Origin of the sequence: Actinomycetospora sp. CA-101289 (assembly GCF_050955895.1) — a bacterium.
Taxonomy (GTDB): domain Bacteria; phylum Actinomycetota; class Actinomycetes; order Mycobacteriales; family Pseudonocardiaceae; genus Actinomycetospora.
On the sequence record NZ_CP192093.1, the window covers coordinates 3437628 to 3452163 of the forward strand.

The following is a 14536-nucleotide window of genomic DNA, read 5'->3' on the forward strand; positions in this document are numbered from 1 at the left end:
TCGTGTCCCGGCCGTCCAAGTCCACGCTCACCCGGGAGCGCATCCTCGCGGCGGCGGCGCAGGTCCTGAGCCGGAAGGGGTACGCCGGAACGCGCCTGAGCGACGTCGCCGAGGTCGCCGACGTGCAGGCGCCGGCGATCTACTACTACTGGCCCTCCCGCGAGGAGCTCCTCGAGGAGGTCGTCACCGTCGGGCAGCAGGCGACCCTGGAGCACGTCGTCGCCTCGCTCGACGCGCTGCCGCCCGGCACCGGGGCCATGGACCGGATCGACTGTGCGATCGCCGCCCACCTGGACGTCGTCCTCGGTCGGTCGGACTTCTCGTCGGCGGCCACCCGCAACGCCGGTCAACTGCCCACCGACATCCGCGAGCGCCAGCTCGTCGGGCAGCGCGCCTACGCCGACGTGTGGCGCCGCCTCGTCGAGGAGGCCGTGGCCGCCGGGGAACTCGCCGGGGACGTCGACGTGCGCGCCGCCCGGATGCTGGTCCTCGGCGCCCTGAACTGGGCGCCGGAGTGGTGGGACCCGCAGCGCGGGTCGTTGGAGGACGTCGTCGCGGTCGCGCAGCACGTGGTGCGATCCGGACTCGGCCCGCGCTTTCCTATTCTGGATTAAACTGGGCGGGACGACGCCGAGCGCACGTGGAGGTGCCCATGTCCGAGGCCTACATCGTGGAGGCGGTACGCACGCCGGTCGGCCGCCGCAAGGGAGGCCTGGCGGCGCTGCACCCCGCTGACCTGGGCGCGCACCCCATCCGGGAGGTCGTGGACCGCACCGGCGTCGACCCGGCCGCGATCGAGGACGTCATCTACGGGTGCCTGGACACCATCGGCGCGCAGGCCGGCGACATCGCGCGCACCGCCGCCCTGGCCGCGGGTCTGCCCGAGTCGGTCCCGGGGGTCACCGTCGACCGCCAGTGCGGCTCGTCCCAGCAGGCCGTCACCTTCGCAGCGCAGGCGGTCATGGCCGGCACGGCCGACCTCGTCCTCGCCGGCGGGGTCCAGATCATGAGCCAGTACCCCATCCTGAGCTCCTTCGCCGCGGGCGAGCCCTTCGGCGCGACCGACCCGTGGACGGGCTCCGAGGGCTGGGAGGCGCGCTATGGCACCCAGGAGATCTCCCAGTTCCGCGGCGCGGAGATGATCGCCGAGAAGTGGGGCATCACGCGCGAGGACATGGAGCGGTTCGCCTACGAGAGCCACCAGCGGGCCCTGCGCGCCATCGCGGAGGGTCGGTTCGACCGCGAGATCAGCTCCATCGCCGGCGTCGAGGTCGACGAGGGGCCACGGGCGGACACCAACCCCGAGAAGATGGCCGGTCTGAAGCCCCTCGCCCCGGGGGGTCGGCTCACCGCGGGGGTCGCGAGCCAGATCTCGGACGGTGCCGCGGCGCTGCTCATCGCGTCGGAGCAGGCGGTGCGCGACCACGGCCTGACCCCGAGGGCCCGCATCCACCACGTCTCGGCCCGCGGCGGCGACCCGGTGATGATGCTGACCGCGCCCATCCCCGCCACCGAACACGCTCTGGGGAAGACCGGCCTGACGATCGACGACATCGACACGGTCGAGATCAACGAGGCCTTCGCGAGCGTGGTGCAGGCCTGGATGGCCGAGACCGGCGCGGACCACGCCAAGGTCAACCCGAACGGCGGGGCGATCGCGCTGGGCCACCCCTTGGGCGCGACCGGCGCGCGTCTGATGACCACCATGCTCCACGAGCTCGAGCGCAGCGGCGGCCGTTACGGGCTCCAGACGATGTGCGAGGGCGGCGGCCAGGCCAACGTCACGATCATCGAGCGCCTGGGCTGAGACCGGAGCTCAGCCCCCGGTGAAGGTCGGGTCCCGGCGCTCGATGACGGCGGCCAGCCCCTCGCGCGCGTCAGCGGTGCCCGAGAGCTCGGCCACGGTGCGCGCCTCCTCCGGGAGCTGCGCCTCCACCCGTGAGCCGAGCCCCGACCACATCAGGCGCTTCGTGGCGGCCAGCGCCCGCGGGGCGCCGGCGGCCAGTCGGCCGACGATCTCGTCTGTCCGCGCGGCCAGCTCCCCGTCGGGCGCCACGGAGGTGAGCAGGCCGAGGTCGAGCGCCTCGGCGGCCGTGAGGACGGGGTTGATCAGAGAGATCTCCAGGGCCTTCCGGAGGCCGACCAGCGCCGGAAGCGTGACGGTCGTCCCGGCGTCCGGGGCCATACCCACCCGCGTTGCGCCGCCGAGGAACTTCGCCGACTCGGCGGCGACGACGAGGTCGGCGGCGCAGACGAGCCCGAACCCTCCCCCGCCGGCAGCGAAGCCGTGCACCGAGGCGACGACGGGCGCCGGGAGGTTCACCAACGCCTGCACCACCATCTGCAGCCACGACGTGGCCTCCCGCAGATAGTCGGGCAGGGCCTCGCCCTTGCTCGCGAAGGTCTTGACGTCCCCGCCCGCGCAGAAGTGCTTCCCCTCCCCGCTGAGCACGAGGACGCGGAGGCCCGGGCGGCTGTGGCAGACCATGACCGCGTCGTGGAAGGCCCGCAGCAGGGGCACGTCGAGACCGTTCGAGGCCTCGGGCCGGTTCAGCCGTAGCCGGGCCACCCCGGCGTCGTCGATGTCCAGCAGGATCGGGCCGGACCCGACGACCTCATCGCTCACTCGTCTGCTCCGTGCTGATAGTTTCTAATCGGCATTAATCGCGGCAGCCCATCACGGGCTCCGGAGGCTGTCAACGTCCTCCCCAGGAGACGGCAGGGAGACGGCATGGACCTCGAGCTCGCCGAGGCGCGGGTGATCGTGACCGGCGGTGCGTCCAACATCGGCCGCGGCATCGTGCACGGCTTCGCCCGCGAGGGCGCGCGCATCGTGCTCGCCGACCGGGACGGCGAACAGGCGCTCCGCGTGCGTGACGAGGCCATGGCGCTCGGCGCCTCCGCGCTCGAGGTCCTCGAGATCGACCTGACCGACGACGGCGCGGGCACACGCGTGGCTGCGCGCGCCGTCGACGCCTGGGGCGGACTCGACGTGCTCGTCAACAACGCCGGGTGGAGCGTGCCCGGCTTCCTCACCGAGCAGACCGACCGCGCCCTCTGGCAGCGCACCGTGGAGACCAACCTGTTCACCGCGATCGACTGCACCCAGGCCGCCCTGGTCCCGATGGGCGAGGCCGGCACGGGGGCGATCGTGTTCATCTCCAGCGACGCCGCCTTCGGCGCGATCCGGCAGGGCGTGTACGGCACCACCAAGGCCGGCCTCATCGCCCTCGCCCGCACCACCGCCCGCGAGCAGGGCCGTCGCGGCATCCGCTCCAACGTGGTCTGCCCCGGCCTCGTCCTGCCCGACGAGGGCGGGGTGGGCTCGGCGAGCCTGTGGGCCGCCGGGCGGGACGCCGTGTTCGACGACGACCAGATCGAGTACGTGCGTCGGCAGACACCGCTGCGGCGACTCACCACGCCCGACGACATCGCCGACGCCGTGGTCTGGCTGTCTTCCCCCCGGGCGGCGCGCCAGGTCACCGGGCAGGTCGTCGCGGTAGGCGGGGGCTCGGTTATGCCGTGAGAGGCGTTGACGGCGTTCCCGTCGATTTTTACTCTGGATGAGAAATTCAACCCGGGAGCCGTCCGTGAACAAGTCCTCCATCGTCCCCGAGACCGATGAGCGAGCGGCGCTGCGCGAGAGCGTGACGGCCCTGGTCGGGCGGTACGGACACGCCTACTTCGCCGAACGGGCACGCAAGCACGAGGAGCCCGTCGCGCTGTGGGAGGAGCTCGGCGCCGCCGGCTTCCTGGGTGTGCACCTGCCGGAGGAGTACGGCGGGGGCGGCGGCACCCTCGGCGACCTCTCGGTCGTGGTCGAGGCCGCGTCGGCCGCGGGATGCCCGCTGCTCATGATGGTGATCTCCCCTGCCATCTGCGGCACCATCCTCGCCCACCACGCGTCGGACGAGATGAAGAAGCGGTGGCTGACCGGCATCGCGGACGGCTCGCTGAAGATGGCCTTCGCGATCACCGAACCGGATGCGGGCTCGAACAGCCACGAGATCACCACGACGGCCCGTGCCGACGGCGAGGGCTGGCGTCTCTCGGGGACCAAGTACTGGACCTCGGGGGTCGACGAGGCCGACGCGATCCTCGTCGTGGCCCGCAGCGGTTCGGCCACGCAGGACGGCCCGCGCCGGCCGCTGTCGCTGTTCGTGGTGCCGACCGACGCCTCGGGCCTGACCCACCAGCCCATCGAGAGCGCGCTGGTCCAGCCCGAGCACCAGTTCACGGTGTGGTTCGACGACGTGCCGCTCGGCCCGGAGGCGCTCATCGGCAGGGACGGCCACGGCCTGCGGCAGGTGTTCTCCGGACTCAACCCCGAGCGGATCACGGCCGCCTCCATCAGCAACGGGATCTCGCTGTACGCGCTGGACAAGGCCACGACGTACGCTGGCCAGCGCAGCGTGTGGAAGGGCGTGCCCATCGGGGCGCACCAGGGCATCGCCCACCCGCTGGCGGAGGCCTACATCCAGGTGGCGCAGGCCCGCCTCATGGCGTCCCGGGCCGCCGACCTGTTCGACGCCGGGGAGGACGCCGCCGAGGCGTCCAACATCGCCAAGTTCGCCGCCGCGGACGCGTCGCTGCGGGCGCTCGACCAGGCCATCCAGACGCACGGGGGGAACGGGCTCGCCCTCGAGTACGGGCTCGCGGACCTGTGGTTCCTGGCTCGGATGCTCAAGACCGCCCCCGTCAGCCGTGAGATGGTGCTCAACTTCGTCGCGCAACGCAGCCTGGGCCTGCCCGCGTCGTACTGATCCCCGGCCGGGCGGAACCTAGGCTGTCGCCGTGGCCCACCCGTCCGCGCCGACCGTCGACACCAAGTCGGCGCGCACCCGTCGGCGGATCGTCGACGCCGCGGCGCACGTGCTCCTCCGCCGCGGCTACGCCGGCACGCGCCTCTCCGACGTCGCCGAGATCGCCGAGGTCCAGGCGCCGGCGATCTACTACTACTTCTCGTCCCGCGACGAGCTCATCGACGAGGCGGTCGCGACCGGGCTCGACCAGGCCCGCACCCTCGTCGCGGAGGCCCTGGCGGAAGCGCCGCCGGACCTCTCGGCCGTCGGGCGCCTGGAGGTCGCCGTCGCCGCGCACCTCAACACGCTGCTCACGCACTCGGACCACGCCGCCGCGGCCATCCGCACGGTCCCCCAGCTCCCGGAGGACATGCGCGAACGCCACCGCCAGGCCCAGCGGGACTACCTGGACGTGTGGCGGGGCCTCGTCGACGACGCCCGCGAGAGCGGCGCCGTCGACCCCGGAATCCATCCGGGGACGGCCCTCATGGTGATCATCGGCGCCCTCAACTGGACCGCGGAGTGGTGGGACCCCTCGCGGGGCTCACTCGACGGCGTCATCGCGGCGGCCCAGCGTCTCGTGGTCCGCGGGCTGAGCTCCGGCGGCCCCTGACCACCCTTGTTTTCTAATCCAGGTTCAGCGATGCTCGAGCGCACGACCACGTCGCCGCCGGAGGTCGACAGCGCATGCGCCGAACCCTGTACACCGACGACCACGAGCAGTACCGACAGTCGGTGCGCGCCTTCCTCTCCCGTGAGGTGGAGCCCCACCTCGAGCGCTGGGACTCCGAGCGCGCGATCGACCGCTCGGCACTCCGGGCGGCCGCCCGGACCGGCCTCTACGGGCTCGCGGTGCCCGAGGAGTACGGCGGCGCGGGCGAGACCGACTACCGCTACCGCGTGGTGGTACAGGAGGAGATCGCCCGGGTCTCCGCCACCGCCTTCGGCATGACCCTGGGGCTGCAGGACGACCTCGTCCTGTCCTACCTCCTCGACGCCACCACCGAGGAGCAGCGCCGGCGCTGGCTGCCCGGGTTCGTCGACGGGTCACTGCTCGGCTCGCTGGCCATGTCGGAGCCGAACGCCGGTAGCGACCTCCGGGGTATCCGCACGTCCGCGCGGAGAGACGGCGACGACCCGGACGCGGACTGGATCCTCGACGGCCAGAAGACCTTCATCTCGAGCGGGATGTCGTCCGACCTCGTCATCGTGGCTGCCCGGACCGACCCGGAGGCGGGGTCCCGCGGGTTCACTCTGTTCGTCGTCGAGGACGGCATGCCCGGCTTCGTCCGCGGCCGCAAGCTGGCGAAGGTCGGCATGCACGCGCAGGACACCGCGGAGCTGTTCTTCGACGGCGTGCGTGTCCCCGCCACCCACGTGCTCGGTCCACCCGGGAAGGGTCTCGCGCTGCTGATGGGGCACCTGCCGCAGGAGCGGCTGGCGCTGATCGCCACCACGTACTCGTCGGCGCGCGCCGTCTACGAGCAGACGGCCCGTTACTGCTTCGAGCGGCAGGCATTCGGCCAGGCCGTCGGCGACTTCCAGAACTCGCGCTTCGTCCTCGCCGAGATGGAGACCGAGCTCGACGTGGTCGAGGCGTACCTCGATCGTTGCGTCCTCGCCTTCAACGCCGGTGAGCTGACGCCGGTCGAGGCGGCCAAGGGCAAGTGGTTCGCCTCGGAGCTGCAGAAACGGGTCGTCGATCGTTGCGTGCAGCTGCACGGCGGCTACGGCTACATGGTCGAGTACCCGGTCGCCCGGGCCTACCTCGACAGCCGTGGACAGACGATCTGGGGCGGCAGCACCGAGATCATGAAGGAGATCGTCGGCCGCGACATCGCCCGCCGCCACCGCACGTGACGAGGAGACCCGAGATGGCCACCCCCGACGATCTCACCGCCGTCGACGTCATGGACCGAGCGCACCACGTCGCCGGGCCGCCCCACGCACTGTTCTCCCGCCTGCGGTCCGCGTGCCCCGCCCACGCGGTGACCGGGCCGGACGGCGAGCGGTTCTGGTCGCTGACCCGCGACGAGGACGTCGTCGCGGTCAGCCGCGACACCGAGACGTTCTCGAACCACCGGGGCGGGATCTTCCTGCACCCCGACCAGGTGGCCCCGCTGGACTTCCTCCGGCAGGTCCTGCTCTTCAAGGACCCTCCCGAGCACCGGAAGTACCGCAAGATCCTCGCCTCGGTCTTCACCCCGAAGGCCATTGCCGGCATGGAGGACTCGGTCCGCGCCACGGTCACCGACGTCGTCGACCAGGTCGTGGGAGCCGGCCGCTGCGACGTCGTGCGCGACATCGCCGTGCCCGTGCCCCTCCGGGTGCTCGCGGGGATCATGGGGCTGCCGGCCGAGGACGTCGACCGGCTCTACGACTGGACCCACCAGATCGAGCGGGCCCAACAGTCCGACGAGCCGGCTGGGGCCACGCAGGTCTTCGGCGAGATGGTCGGCTACCTACACCAGCAGATCGAGCGCCAGATGGCGGAGGGCGGCGACAGCCTCGTCACGCGGTTGAAGGCCGCCGAGGTGGACGGCGAGAGCCTCGCACCCGAGGAGATCCTGACCTTCTTCGGGCTCCTCGTCTTCGCCGGCAACGACACGACCCGCAACACCGCCGCCACGGGCACGCTCGCGCTGCTGCAGCACGCCCAGTGGGGCGCTCTGCACGACGACCCGTCGCTCGCGCCGCGGGCGGTCGAGGAGGTCCTGCGCTGGACCTCGGTCGTGAAGTACTTCGCGCGCACAGCGACGCAGGACACCGAGGTCGCCGGTCAGCGGATCGCCGAGGGCGAGAAGGTCGTCACCTGGTTCACCTCGGCGTCGCGGGACGGGGACCTCAACAAGGACCCCGACCGCTTCGACATCACGCGGGAGAAGGTGCAGCACCGGGCCTTCGGCGGTGGCGGGCCCCACCTGTGCCTCGGCAACCAGCTCGCCCGCCTCGAGCTGCGCGTGCTCTTCGAGGAACTCCCCCGTCGGATGCCGGACCTGGCCCTCGATGGCGAGCCCGAGTACCTGGCGTCGAACTGGGCCCACGCCCTGACGGCATTGCCCGTGCGGTTCGCCCCGGAGCGGGCTTGAGAGGCCGCGATCTGCACGTCATGACCCGCCTCTGCCCGGGCCGGGCCGGCACGAGGTCAGACCTCGCCGGCCGCGGCGAGCAGGACACGGGCCGCGACCTCGAGGCCCTCGAGCTGGCCGAGCTCGACGTCCTCGTGCTCGATGTTGACGGCCATGTCCGGGTCGATCTTCGCCAGGGCGCGCAGGAAGCGCGTCCAGAAGTCCTGGTCGTGGCCCTTCCCGAGGGCGACGAAGTCCCAGGCGGGGTTCTCCGGCCAGGCGGAGAGGGTGGCGTCGCCGCCGAGCCGGATCGGGTCCTCGGTGACTTCGCGGTGGCGGTCGTCGAGCACGCCGTGGACGAGCGCGGCGGGGTTGATCCGGGTGTCCTTGGCGGCCGCGTGGAACACCAGCGGCCCCAGGTGCTCGATCGCTGCGACCGGGTCGATGCCCTGCCAGAACAGGTGACTCGGGTCCATCTCGGCGCCGAGGTGGGTCGCGGCGGTCTGCTCCACCAGCCGCTCCAGGGTGGCGGGGTTGAACACCAGGTTGAACTGGTGCATCTCCAGGCAGACCCGCACGTCGTGGTCGCGGGCCAGGGCGTCGATCTCGCGCCAGAACGGCACCCCGACCTCGGCCCACTGCCGGTCGCGGGCGTGTAGGTAGGTGGACTCGAAGGGCATCGGGTTCCACGCAGGGACGGTGCCCCCGGCTTCGGCCGCCGGGAGGCCCGACATGGCCACCACCCGCGGCACGCCCAGCCGTCCCGCCGCCTCGATGGTGCGCCGCAGATCGGCCGCGTGCACCGGCCCGATCCGCGGGTCGGGGTGCAGCGGGTTCCCGTTGGCGTTCAGCCCGGTCAGCTCGACGCCGGCCTCATCGAAGAGGCCGAGGTAGTCCCCTGCGGCGTCGTCGGACGAGAGGACGTCGTCGACGGGCAGGTGCACCGGCGGCAGGAACCCGCCGGCGTTGATCTCGGCGCCGGTGAGGCCCAGCCCCTTGATGGTCGCGAGGGCTTCCGGCAGCGCACGGTCGTGCAGGATCGCGGTGTAGACGCCGAGCTTCATCGGTGCTCCTCGAAGGTTGGGCTCCGGCGCGGCGGGCGCCCGCTGGGAGCGCCCGCCGAGCCGGGAAAGATCAGTCCGCGGCCTTGACCGCGAGGACCGGGACCGGGCTGTCGAGGAGCAGGCGCTGGGCGACGCTGCCCAGGATCGCCTTCCCCACGGGTGAGCGACGGCGCATGCCGATGACGAGCCGCTGGACGTCGGGCCGGTCGCCGATCTCGTCGAGGACGGACTCTGCGGGGTCGCGGTCCTCCGGTCCGCTGCGCTCGAGGTACGTGACCTTGAGGTCCTCGGGCAGGCCCGAGACGTCGAGGGCGCGCAGCGTCATGTTGAGGACGACGAGGTCGGTGTCGAGCAGTCGTGCTTCGGCGGCTCCGGCGTAGAGGGCCTGCGGACCCTCCCGCCCCTCGGGGACGGCGACGAGGACGGTCACGGGATTCTCCTTCCGTGGGGTGGGGTGCGGGATCAGGAGTACTGCCGGCGGAACTGCTCCTCGAGCTGCTCGAGCGAGCGCCCGCGGGTCTCGGGCACCAGCAGGTACACGAAGACCAGGGCGAGCAGGCCGAGCGCGACGAAGATGAAGAACGTCGAGGCGATGCCCAGGCCCTCGACGACCACGGGGAAGCCGAGGGAGACCACGGCGTTCGACAGCCACAGCACCAGGACGCTGATGCCGATCGCCAAGCTGCGGATCTTCAGGGGGAAGATTTCCGAGAGCAGGAGCCACACGAGCGGGCCGATGGTGCCCTGCATGCAGAACACGAAGAGCACGACGAAGACGAGGATGAACCACGCCTTGGCGGTCCCGTCCGGCAGCAGGAACGCCGACAGCCCGACGAGCAGGTGGAAGAAGGTCGTCAGAGCGAACCCGGCGAGCAGCAGCGTCCGTCGGTTGATCTTGTTCATGATGAGCAGGCCGACGGTGATGCCCAGGACGCTGAACAGGCCGTTGGCGGTGTTGGCGATGATCGCGGCGCTGTCGGAGAAGCCGGCGTCGCCCAGCAGCTGTGTGCCGTAGTACATGATCGAGTTGATGCCGGTGAACTGCTGGAACATGCCCAGCCCGGCACCGATGAGGATGAGCCGGCGGATCCAGCGGACGCCCAGGTCGGTGGCCCCGGCGGTCTTGGAAGCGCGCTCTTCCTCGGCGAGCTGGTGGACCTCGGCCATCTCGGCGCGGGCACGTTCGGGGGTGCGCACCTGCTGGAGGACCCCGAGGGCCTCGTCCTCGCGGCCCTTCAGGACCAGCCAGCGGGGGCTCTCGGGCATGCGCATCATGCCGATGAACAGGGCGATCGCCGGGAGCACGGCGACGACGAGCATGTAGCGCCAGACGCCGGGGTTCTCGCCCCAGATGTTGAAGATGATCGCGTTGATCACGAACGCGGCGAACTGCCCGCTAACGATCATGACCTCGTTGCGGGTGACGATGCTGCCCCGACGCTCGACCGGCGCGACCTCGGAGAGGTAGACCGGCACGGTGGCCGATGCCCCACCGACCGCGAGTCCGAGGACGAAGCGGAAGAACGCGAGCACCGGCCAGCTCGGTGACAGGACGCAGCCGAGGGTCGCGACGCCGAAGACCACGGCGAGCAGGATGATGTTGTGGCGGCGACCGAACCGGTCGGACAGGGCACCGCCGACGATGGCACCGATGGCCGCGCCGAAGATGAGGATGCTGACGACGACGCCCTCGGTGAACGACGTCAGCCCGAGGTCGGCGGTCATCGGCTCGAGCGCGCCGTTGATGACGCCGGTGTCGTAACCGAACAGGAGGCCGCCGAAGGTGGCCACGACGGCGATGACGCCGAGCCGCCTCGAGTGCGGCCCCGGGACGTCCGGAGGGAGCACCGGTGCGTCCGGCCTCTCCTCGTTGTAGGTGGTCATGATGGGACTCCTCGTTGAGCGTGAAGACCTCGTGGGAAAGTCGCCCGGCGGTGGCGCTGACGGCGACCCACGATTTCCTCGTCGGGCCGGGCGCGGAATCCTGCGCGTGCGGACTACGTCGACGATGACCGTTTGTTTGATCCAAGTCAATGCTGTCCCCCGCAATTCTTCGACGATTGTTCTGAGCGGATCCACCCCCCGTGAGCAGGGCGAAGAAGGGCAGCACGACGACCCGGACCGCGGGAACGCGGTCCGGGTCGTCGGAATTGCTGTACGAAATTGTCCGAGGCGCAGGATCAGCCGTTGCGCGGAAATCCGAGGTCGAGCCCGCCCGATTCACCGCGGCGCGCCGGGTCGATCCAGCGCGTGGTGACGACCTTGCCGCGGGTGAAGAAGTGCACGCCTTCGGCTCCGTGGGCGTGGGTGTCGCCGAACAGTGAGTTCTTCCAGCCGCCGAAACTGTAGTAGGCCATCGGTACCGGCACCGGCACGTTGATGCCGATCATCCCGACCTGCACCTCGTTCTGGAATCGTCGCGCGGCACCGCCGTCGTTGGTGAAGATGGCGGTGCCGTTGCCGTAGGGGTTGGCGTTGATCAGCGCGACCGCCTCGTCGTAGGTGTCGGCGCGGACGACCGACAGCACCGGACCGAAGATCTCGTCGGTGTAGATCGACATGTCCGGGGTGACGTGGTCGAACAGCGTCGGTCCGACGAAGAAGCCGTCCCCGTCGGCGTCGGGCGTGACCGTGCGGCCGTCCACCACCAGCGTCGCCCCGGCGGCCTCGCCGGCGTCGATGTAGCCCGACACCCGCTCCTGCGCGGCGCGCGTCACCAGCGGCCCCATGTCGGCGCCGCGGCGCCCGTCACCCGTGCGCAGGCCCTCGGCCCGCTCCCGGATCTTCTCGACCAGGGTGTCCCCGGCGGAGCCGACGGCCACGACGGCGGAGATCGCCATGCACCGCTCCCCCGCCGAGCCGAAGCCCGCGTTGATGGCCTGGTCCGCGGCCAGGTCCAGGTCGGCATCGGGCAGCACGACGGCGTGGTTCTTCGCCCCGCCGAGGGCCTGGACGCGCTTGCCGTGCGCAGTGCCGGTCTCGTAGACGTAGCGCGCGATCGGGGTGGAGCCCACGAAGCTGATCGAACGGACCTCGGGGTGGGTCAGCAGCCCGTCCACGGCGACCTTGTCGCCGTTGAGCACGTTGAACACCCCGTCGGGCAGCCCCGCCTCACGCCAGAGCTCGGCCATCCACAGCGCCGCCGAGGGGACCTTCTCCGAGGGCTTGAGCACCACGGTGTTGCCCGCGGCGATCGCGATCGGGAAGAACCACATGGGCACCATGGCCGGGAAGTTGAACGGGCTGATGATCCCGACGACGCCGAGCGGCTGGCGGACCGAGTGCACGTCGATGCCGGTCGATGCGTTCTCGGTGGCCGATCCCTTGAGCAGGTGCGGCATCCCGCAGGCGAACTCGACGACCTCCTGGCCGCGGGCCACCTCGCCGGCCGCGTCGGACAGGACCTTGCCGTGCTCGGCGGTGATGAGCGCGGCGAGCTCGTCGGCCCGGGTGTTGAGCAGTTCCCGGAAGCGGAACAGGATCTGCGTGCGCTTGGTCAGCGAGGTGTCGCGCCACAGGGGGAAGGCCCGGACCGCGGCGTCGATGACCGCCGCCACCTCGTCCTCGGAGGCGAAGGCGACCTGGCGGGTCACCTGGCCGGTCGCCGGGTCGGTGACGTCGCCGAACCGGTCGGAGGCGGACTTGAGGACGGCGCCCCCGGCCCAGTGGTGGAGTGTCTCGGTCATCAGGGGTTCCTCCCGGGTGCGGGCTCGAGGACGGTGTCCGAGCCGAAGTGCTTGGCGACGAGGTCGGTGACGGTCGCGCGGTCGGCCGTGACGATCTCGGACGCGCGCTCCTCCCAGCCGAAGACGCAGTGGGTGAGCGTGCCGTCGAAGCCCGCCACGGCCAGCGCGGCGAACACGGCGTCGAAGTCGACCTCGCCGGCGCCCATCGGGGCGTGCTGGTGCACGCGGACCGTCGAGCCGGGCGGGTTGACGATGTAGCGCAGTCCGCCCGAGGCGGTGTGGTCGAGCGTGTCGGCGAGGTGCACGTTGGTCACCCGGGCGCCGGCGCGGGCGATGATCCCGGCGGGGTCGTTGCCCTGGTGGAACGTGTGCGGGGTGCAGTAGAGGAACGAGACCCAGTCCCGGTCGAGCCCGGCGACCATGTCCACCGCGGCATGCCCGTCCTCGATGAAGTCGTCGGGGTGGGGCTCGAGCACGAGACGGATGCCCTCGCGCTCGAAGTCCCGTGCCAGCTCCTCGAACGAGCGCAGGAACATCGCCTCGGCGTGCTCGGCACCCTCAGGACGACCGTTGAACTCGGTGTTCATGGTGTCCACGCCGAGATCGACGGCGATCTGGATCGCACGGCGCCACGCGCGGACCGCCGCCTGCCGGGCGTCCTCCGACGGCCCCGACCAACGCAGGACGGGCAGCACCGAGGAGATGCCGACGCCGGCGTCGGCGGCGCGGCGGCGCAGCGTCGCGACCGTGGCCGAGTCGACCCGGGGGTGCTGGAAGAAGGGGATGAAGTCCTCCTTCGGGGAGAGCTCCATCCACTGGTAGCCGGCGCGGGCGACGGCGTCGGGCAGGTCGGTCACCGCGTGGGTGCGGTGGAACATCTGGGCGTCGAGCGCGAGCTTCATCGCTGCTCCATCCCGGTCTCGATGCGCTCGCCCTTCACCACGGCGGCCACGCCTGCCTCGCAGATCGCGGCGGCGGCGTAGCCGTCCCAGCTCCCGGGGCCGTCGACGGCGTCGCCGCCCGTGGCGATGCCGCGGCGCGCGGCGTCGGCCCAGCGCTGCATCTGATCGTCGTAGGCCTGTCCGAAACGGGCGACGAAGTCCGGGGTGATGCTGCCGCCCCACGTACCTCCGACCCGCTTGGTGACGACGTGCTGGTCCAGCCCGATGATCGCCGAGCCGTGCTCGGCCACGACCTCGGTGCGCACCTCGTACGCGATCCCGGTCCGCACGAAGATCTCGATCGTCACCAGGGCGCCGGACTCGGCTTCGAACAGCACCAGCATGGGGTCGGACACCCCGGCCGGGGCCCCGGCGGTGGGCCGGCCGCGGACGACGCTGACCGCGGCGATCTCCTCGCCGAGCAGGAAGCGCGCCGAGTCGGCCTCGTGGACGACCGAGTCGCGGATCATGAACTCGGAGTCGAAGAACTCCGGCACCGCGGGGTTGCGGTGGGTGCAGTGCAGCATCAGCGGGGCTCCGAGCTCGCCGCCGGCGATCATCTGCTGCAGTGCGGCGTACTCGTGGTCGAAGCGGCGCATGAAACCGACCTGGACCAGGCGGCGGCCCAGCGCGGTCTCCCGCCGGTACACCGCGGCCGCGGTGGCGGCCTCCGTGGTCAGCGGCTTCTCGCACAGCACCGGCTTGGCGGCCTCGAGGCAGGCCAGGACCTGGGACTCGTGGGCGGTGCCGGGGCTGGCGATGACCACGGCGTCGACGTCGTCGACGGCGATCGCCGCGAGCGGGTCGGCGACCACCCGGGCGCCGATCGGGTCGGCCACGCGGTGGGCCTGCTCGTCGGAGAAGTCGCTGACCACGGTCACGCGGGCGCCCCGGGTGCGCCGGCTGAGGCTGTCGACGTGGAACGAGCCCATCTTGCCGACGCCGAGCACGGCGACGCGCAGTTCGTCCGTCATG

The 14536-nt window shown here is 71.5% G+C and carries 14 protein-coding genes; 7 read left to right on the forward strand and 7 right to left on the reverse strand.

Annotated elements, in window-relative coordinates; genetic code table 11:
* Positions 1 to 2 precede the first annotated feature (2 nt).
* Both ACQPX6_RS17225 and ACQPX6_RS17230 read left to right on the forward strand, forming a co-directional pair.
* Entirely contained in the window at positions 3 to 614 is a 612-nt protein-coding gene (locus ACQPX6_RS17225; RefSeq protein WP_433781505.1) for a TetR/AcrR family transcriptional regulator, read from the forward strand.
* Between the two features lie 38 nt (positions 615 to 652).
* A complete protein-coding gene (locus ACQPX6_RS17230) occupies positions 653 to 1807 on the forward strand; it encodes an acetyl-CoA C-acetyltransferase (protein WP_433781506.1) in 1155 nt (384 codons plus the stop codon).
* A 9-nt stretch (positions 1808 to 1816) separates the two neighbouring features.
* Here ACQPX6_RS17230 and ACQPX6_RS17235 read toward each other — a convergent pair whose 3' ends face one another.
* Positions 1817 to 2626 carry an enoyl-CoA hydratase/isomerase family protein gene (locus ACQPX6_RS17235; protein WP_433781507.1) on the reverse strand — a complete coding sequence of 270 codons (810 nt, stop codon included), beginning with the start codon at positions 2624 to 2626 and terminating at the stop codon, positions 1817 to 1819.
* A 105-nt stretch (positions 2627 to 2731) separates the two neighbouring features.
* On the opposite strand from ACQPX6_RS17235, the gene ACQPX6_RS17240 reads away from it, so the two are divergent.
* The 5 genes from ACQPX6_RS17240 (at position 2732) to ACQPX6_RS17260 (ending at position 7891) form a co-directional block, all read left to right on the forward strand.
* Positions 2732 to 3526 (forward strand): SDR family NAD(P)-dependent oxidoreductase, encoded by a 795-nt coding sequence (locus ACQPX6_RS17240; RefSeq protein ID WP_433781508.1) that lies wholly within the window; start codon positions 2732 to 2734, stop codon positions 3524 to 3526.
* A 64-nt stretch (positions 3527 to 3590) separates the two neighbouring features.
* Positions 3591 to 4763, forward strand: a complete 1173-nt coding sequence (locus ACQPX6_RS17245; protein ID WP_433781509.1) for an acyl-CoA dehydrogenase family protein — start codon at positions 3591 to 3593, stop codon at positions 4761 to 4763.
* Positions 4764 to 4794: 31 nt separating this feature from the next.
* Positions 4795 to 5415: a TetR/AcrR family transcriptional regulator gene (locus tag ACQPX6_RS17250; protein WP_433781511.1), complete on the forward strand. Its 621-nt coding sequence runs from the start codon at positions 4795 to 4797 to the stop codon at positions 5413 to 5415.
* A gap of 74 nt (positions 5416 to 5489) precedes the next feature.
* Entirely contained in the window at positions 5490 to 6662 is a 1173-nt protein-coding gene (locus ACQPX6_RS17255; protein WP_433781513.1) for an acyl-CoA dehydrogenase family protein, read from the forward strand.
* 14 nt (positions 6663 to 6676) lie between these two features.
* Positions 6677 to 7891: a cytochrome P450 gene (locus tag ACQPX6_RS17260; protein WP_433781515.1), complete on the forward strand. Its 1215-nt coding sequence runs from the start codon at positions 6677 to 6679 to the stop codon at positions 7889 to 7891.
* Positions 7892 to 7947: 56 nt separating this feature from the next.
* On the opposite strand, the gene ACQPX6_RS17265 is transcribed toward ACQPX6_RS17260, so the two are convergent.
* The 6 genes from ACQPX6_RS17265 to ACQPX6_RS17290 all read right to left on the reverse strand — a co-directional run bounded on the left by ACQPX6_RS17265 (position 7948) and on the right by ACQPX6_RS17290 (position 14535).
* A complete protein-coding gene (locus tag ACQPX6_RS17265) occupies positions 7948 to 8934 on the reverse strand; it encodes a sugar phosphate isomerase/epimerase family protein (RefSeq protein WP_433781516.1) in 987 nt (328 codons plus the stop codon).
* 70 nt (positions 8935 to 9004) lie between these two features.
* Positions 9005 to 9364: a universal stress protein gene (locus ACQPX6_RS17270; RefSeq protein ID WP_433781517.1), complete on the reverse strand. Its 360-nt coding sequence runs from the start codon at positions 9362 to 9364 to the stop codon at positions 9005 to 9007.
* 32 nt (positions 9365 to 9396) lie between these two features.
* Positions 9397 to 10818, reverse strand: a complete 1422-nt coding sequence (locus ACQPX6_RS17275) for a sugar porter family MFS transporter (protein WP_433781518.1) — start codon at positions 10816 to 10818, stop codon at positions 9397 to 9399.
* A 296-nt stretch (positions 10819 to 11114) separates the two neighbouring features.
* Complete coding sequence (locus ACQPX6_RS17280; RefSeq protein WP_433781520.1) at positions 11115 to 12620, reverse strand: CoA-acylating methylmalonate-semialdehyde dehydrogenase; 1506 nt, start codon at positions 12618 to 12620, stop codon at positions 11115 to 11117.
* Positions 12620 to 13522, reverse strand: a complete 903-nt coding sequence (locus ACQPX6_RS17285; RefSeq protein WP_433781521.1) for a sugar phosphate isomerase/epimerase family protein — start codon at positions 13520 to 13522, stop codon at positions 12620 to 12622. The genes ACQPX6_RS17280 and ACQPX6_RS17285 overlap by 1 nt, the downstream gene beginning before the upstream one ends.
* On the reverse strand, positions 13519 to 14535 hold the full coding sequence (locus tag ACQPX6_RS17290; protein ID WP_433781522.1) for a Gfo/Idh/MocA family protein: 1017 nt from the start codon (positions 14533 to 14535) through the stop codon (positions 13519 to 13521). Before ACQPX6_RS17290 ends, ACQPX6_RS17285 begins: the two co-directional genes overlap by 4 nt.
* Between the last annotated feature and the right edge of the window lies 1 nt (position 14536).

Coding starts and splice junctions, on each gene's coding strand:
- ACQPX6_RS17280 (WP_433781520.1), bottom strand. CDS start 12,620: ATGACCGAGACACTCCACCACTGGGCCGGGGGCGCCGTCCTCAAGTCC.
- ACQPX6_RS17285 (WP_433781521.1), bottom strand. CDS start 13,522: ATGAAGCTCGCGCTCGACGCCCAGATGTTCCACCGCACCCACGCGGTG.
- ACQPX6_RS17255 (WP_433781513.1), top strand. CDS start 5,490: ATGCGCCGAACCCTGTACACCGACGACCACGAGCAGTACCGACAGTCG.
- ACQPX6_RS17265 (WP_433781516.1), bottom strand. CDS start 8,934: ATGAAGCTCGGCGTCTACACCGCGATCCTGCACGACCGTGCGCTGCCG.
- ACQPX6_RS17230 (WP_433781506.1), top strand. CDS start 653: ATGTCCGAGGCCTACATCGTGGAGGCGGTACGCACGCCGGTCGGCCGC.
- ACQPX6_RS17260 (WP_433781515.1), top strand. CDS start 6,677: ATGGCCACCCCCGACGATCTCACCGCCGTCGACGTCATGGACCGAGCG.
- ACQPX6_RS17275 (WP_433781518.1), bottom strand. CDS start 10,818: ATGACCACCTACAACGAGGAGAGGCCGGACGCACCGGTGCTCCCTCCG.
- ACQPX6_RS17240 (WP_433781508.1), top strand. CDS start 2,732: ATGGACCTCGAGCTCGCCGAGGCGCGGGTGATCGTGACCGGCGGTGCG.
- ACQPX6_RS17290 (WP_433781522.1), bottom strand. CDS start 14,535: ATGACGGACGAACTGCGCGTCGCCGTGCTCGGCGTCGGCAAGATGGGC.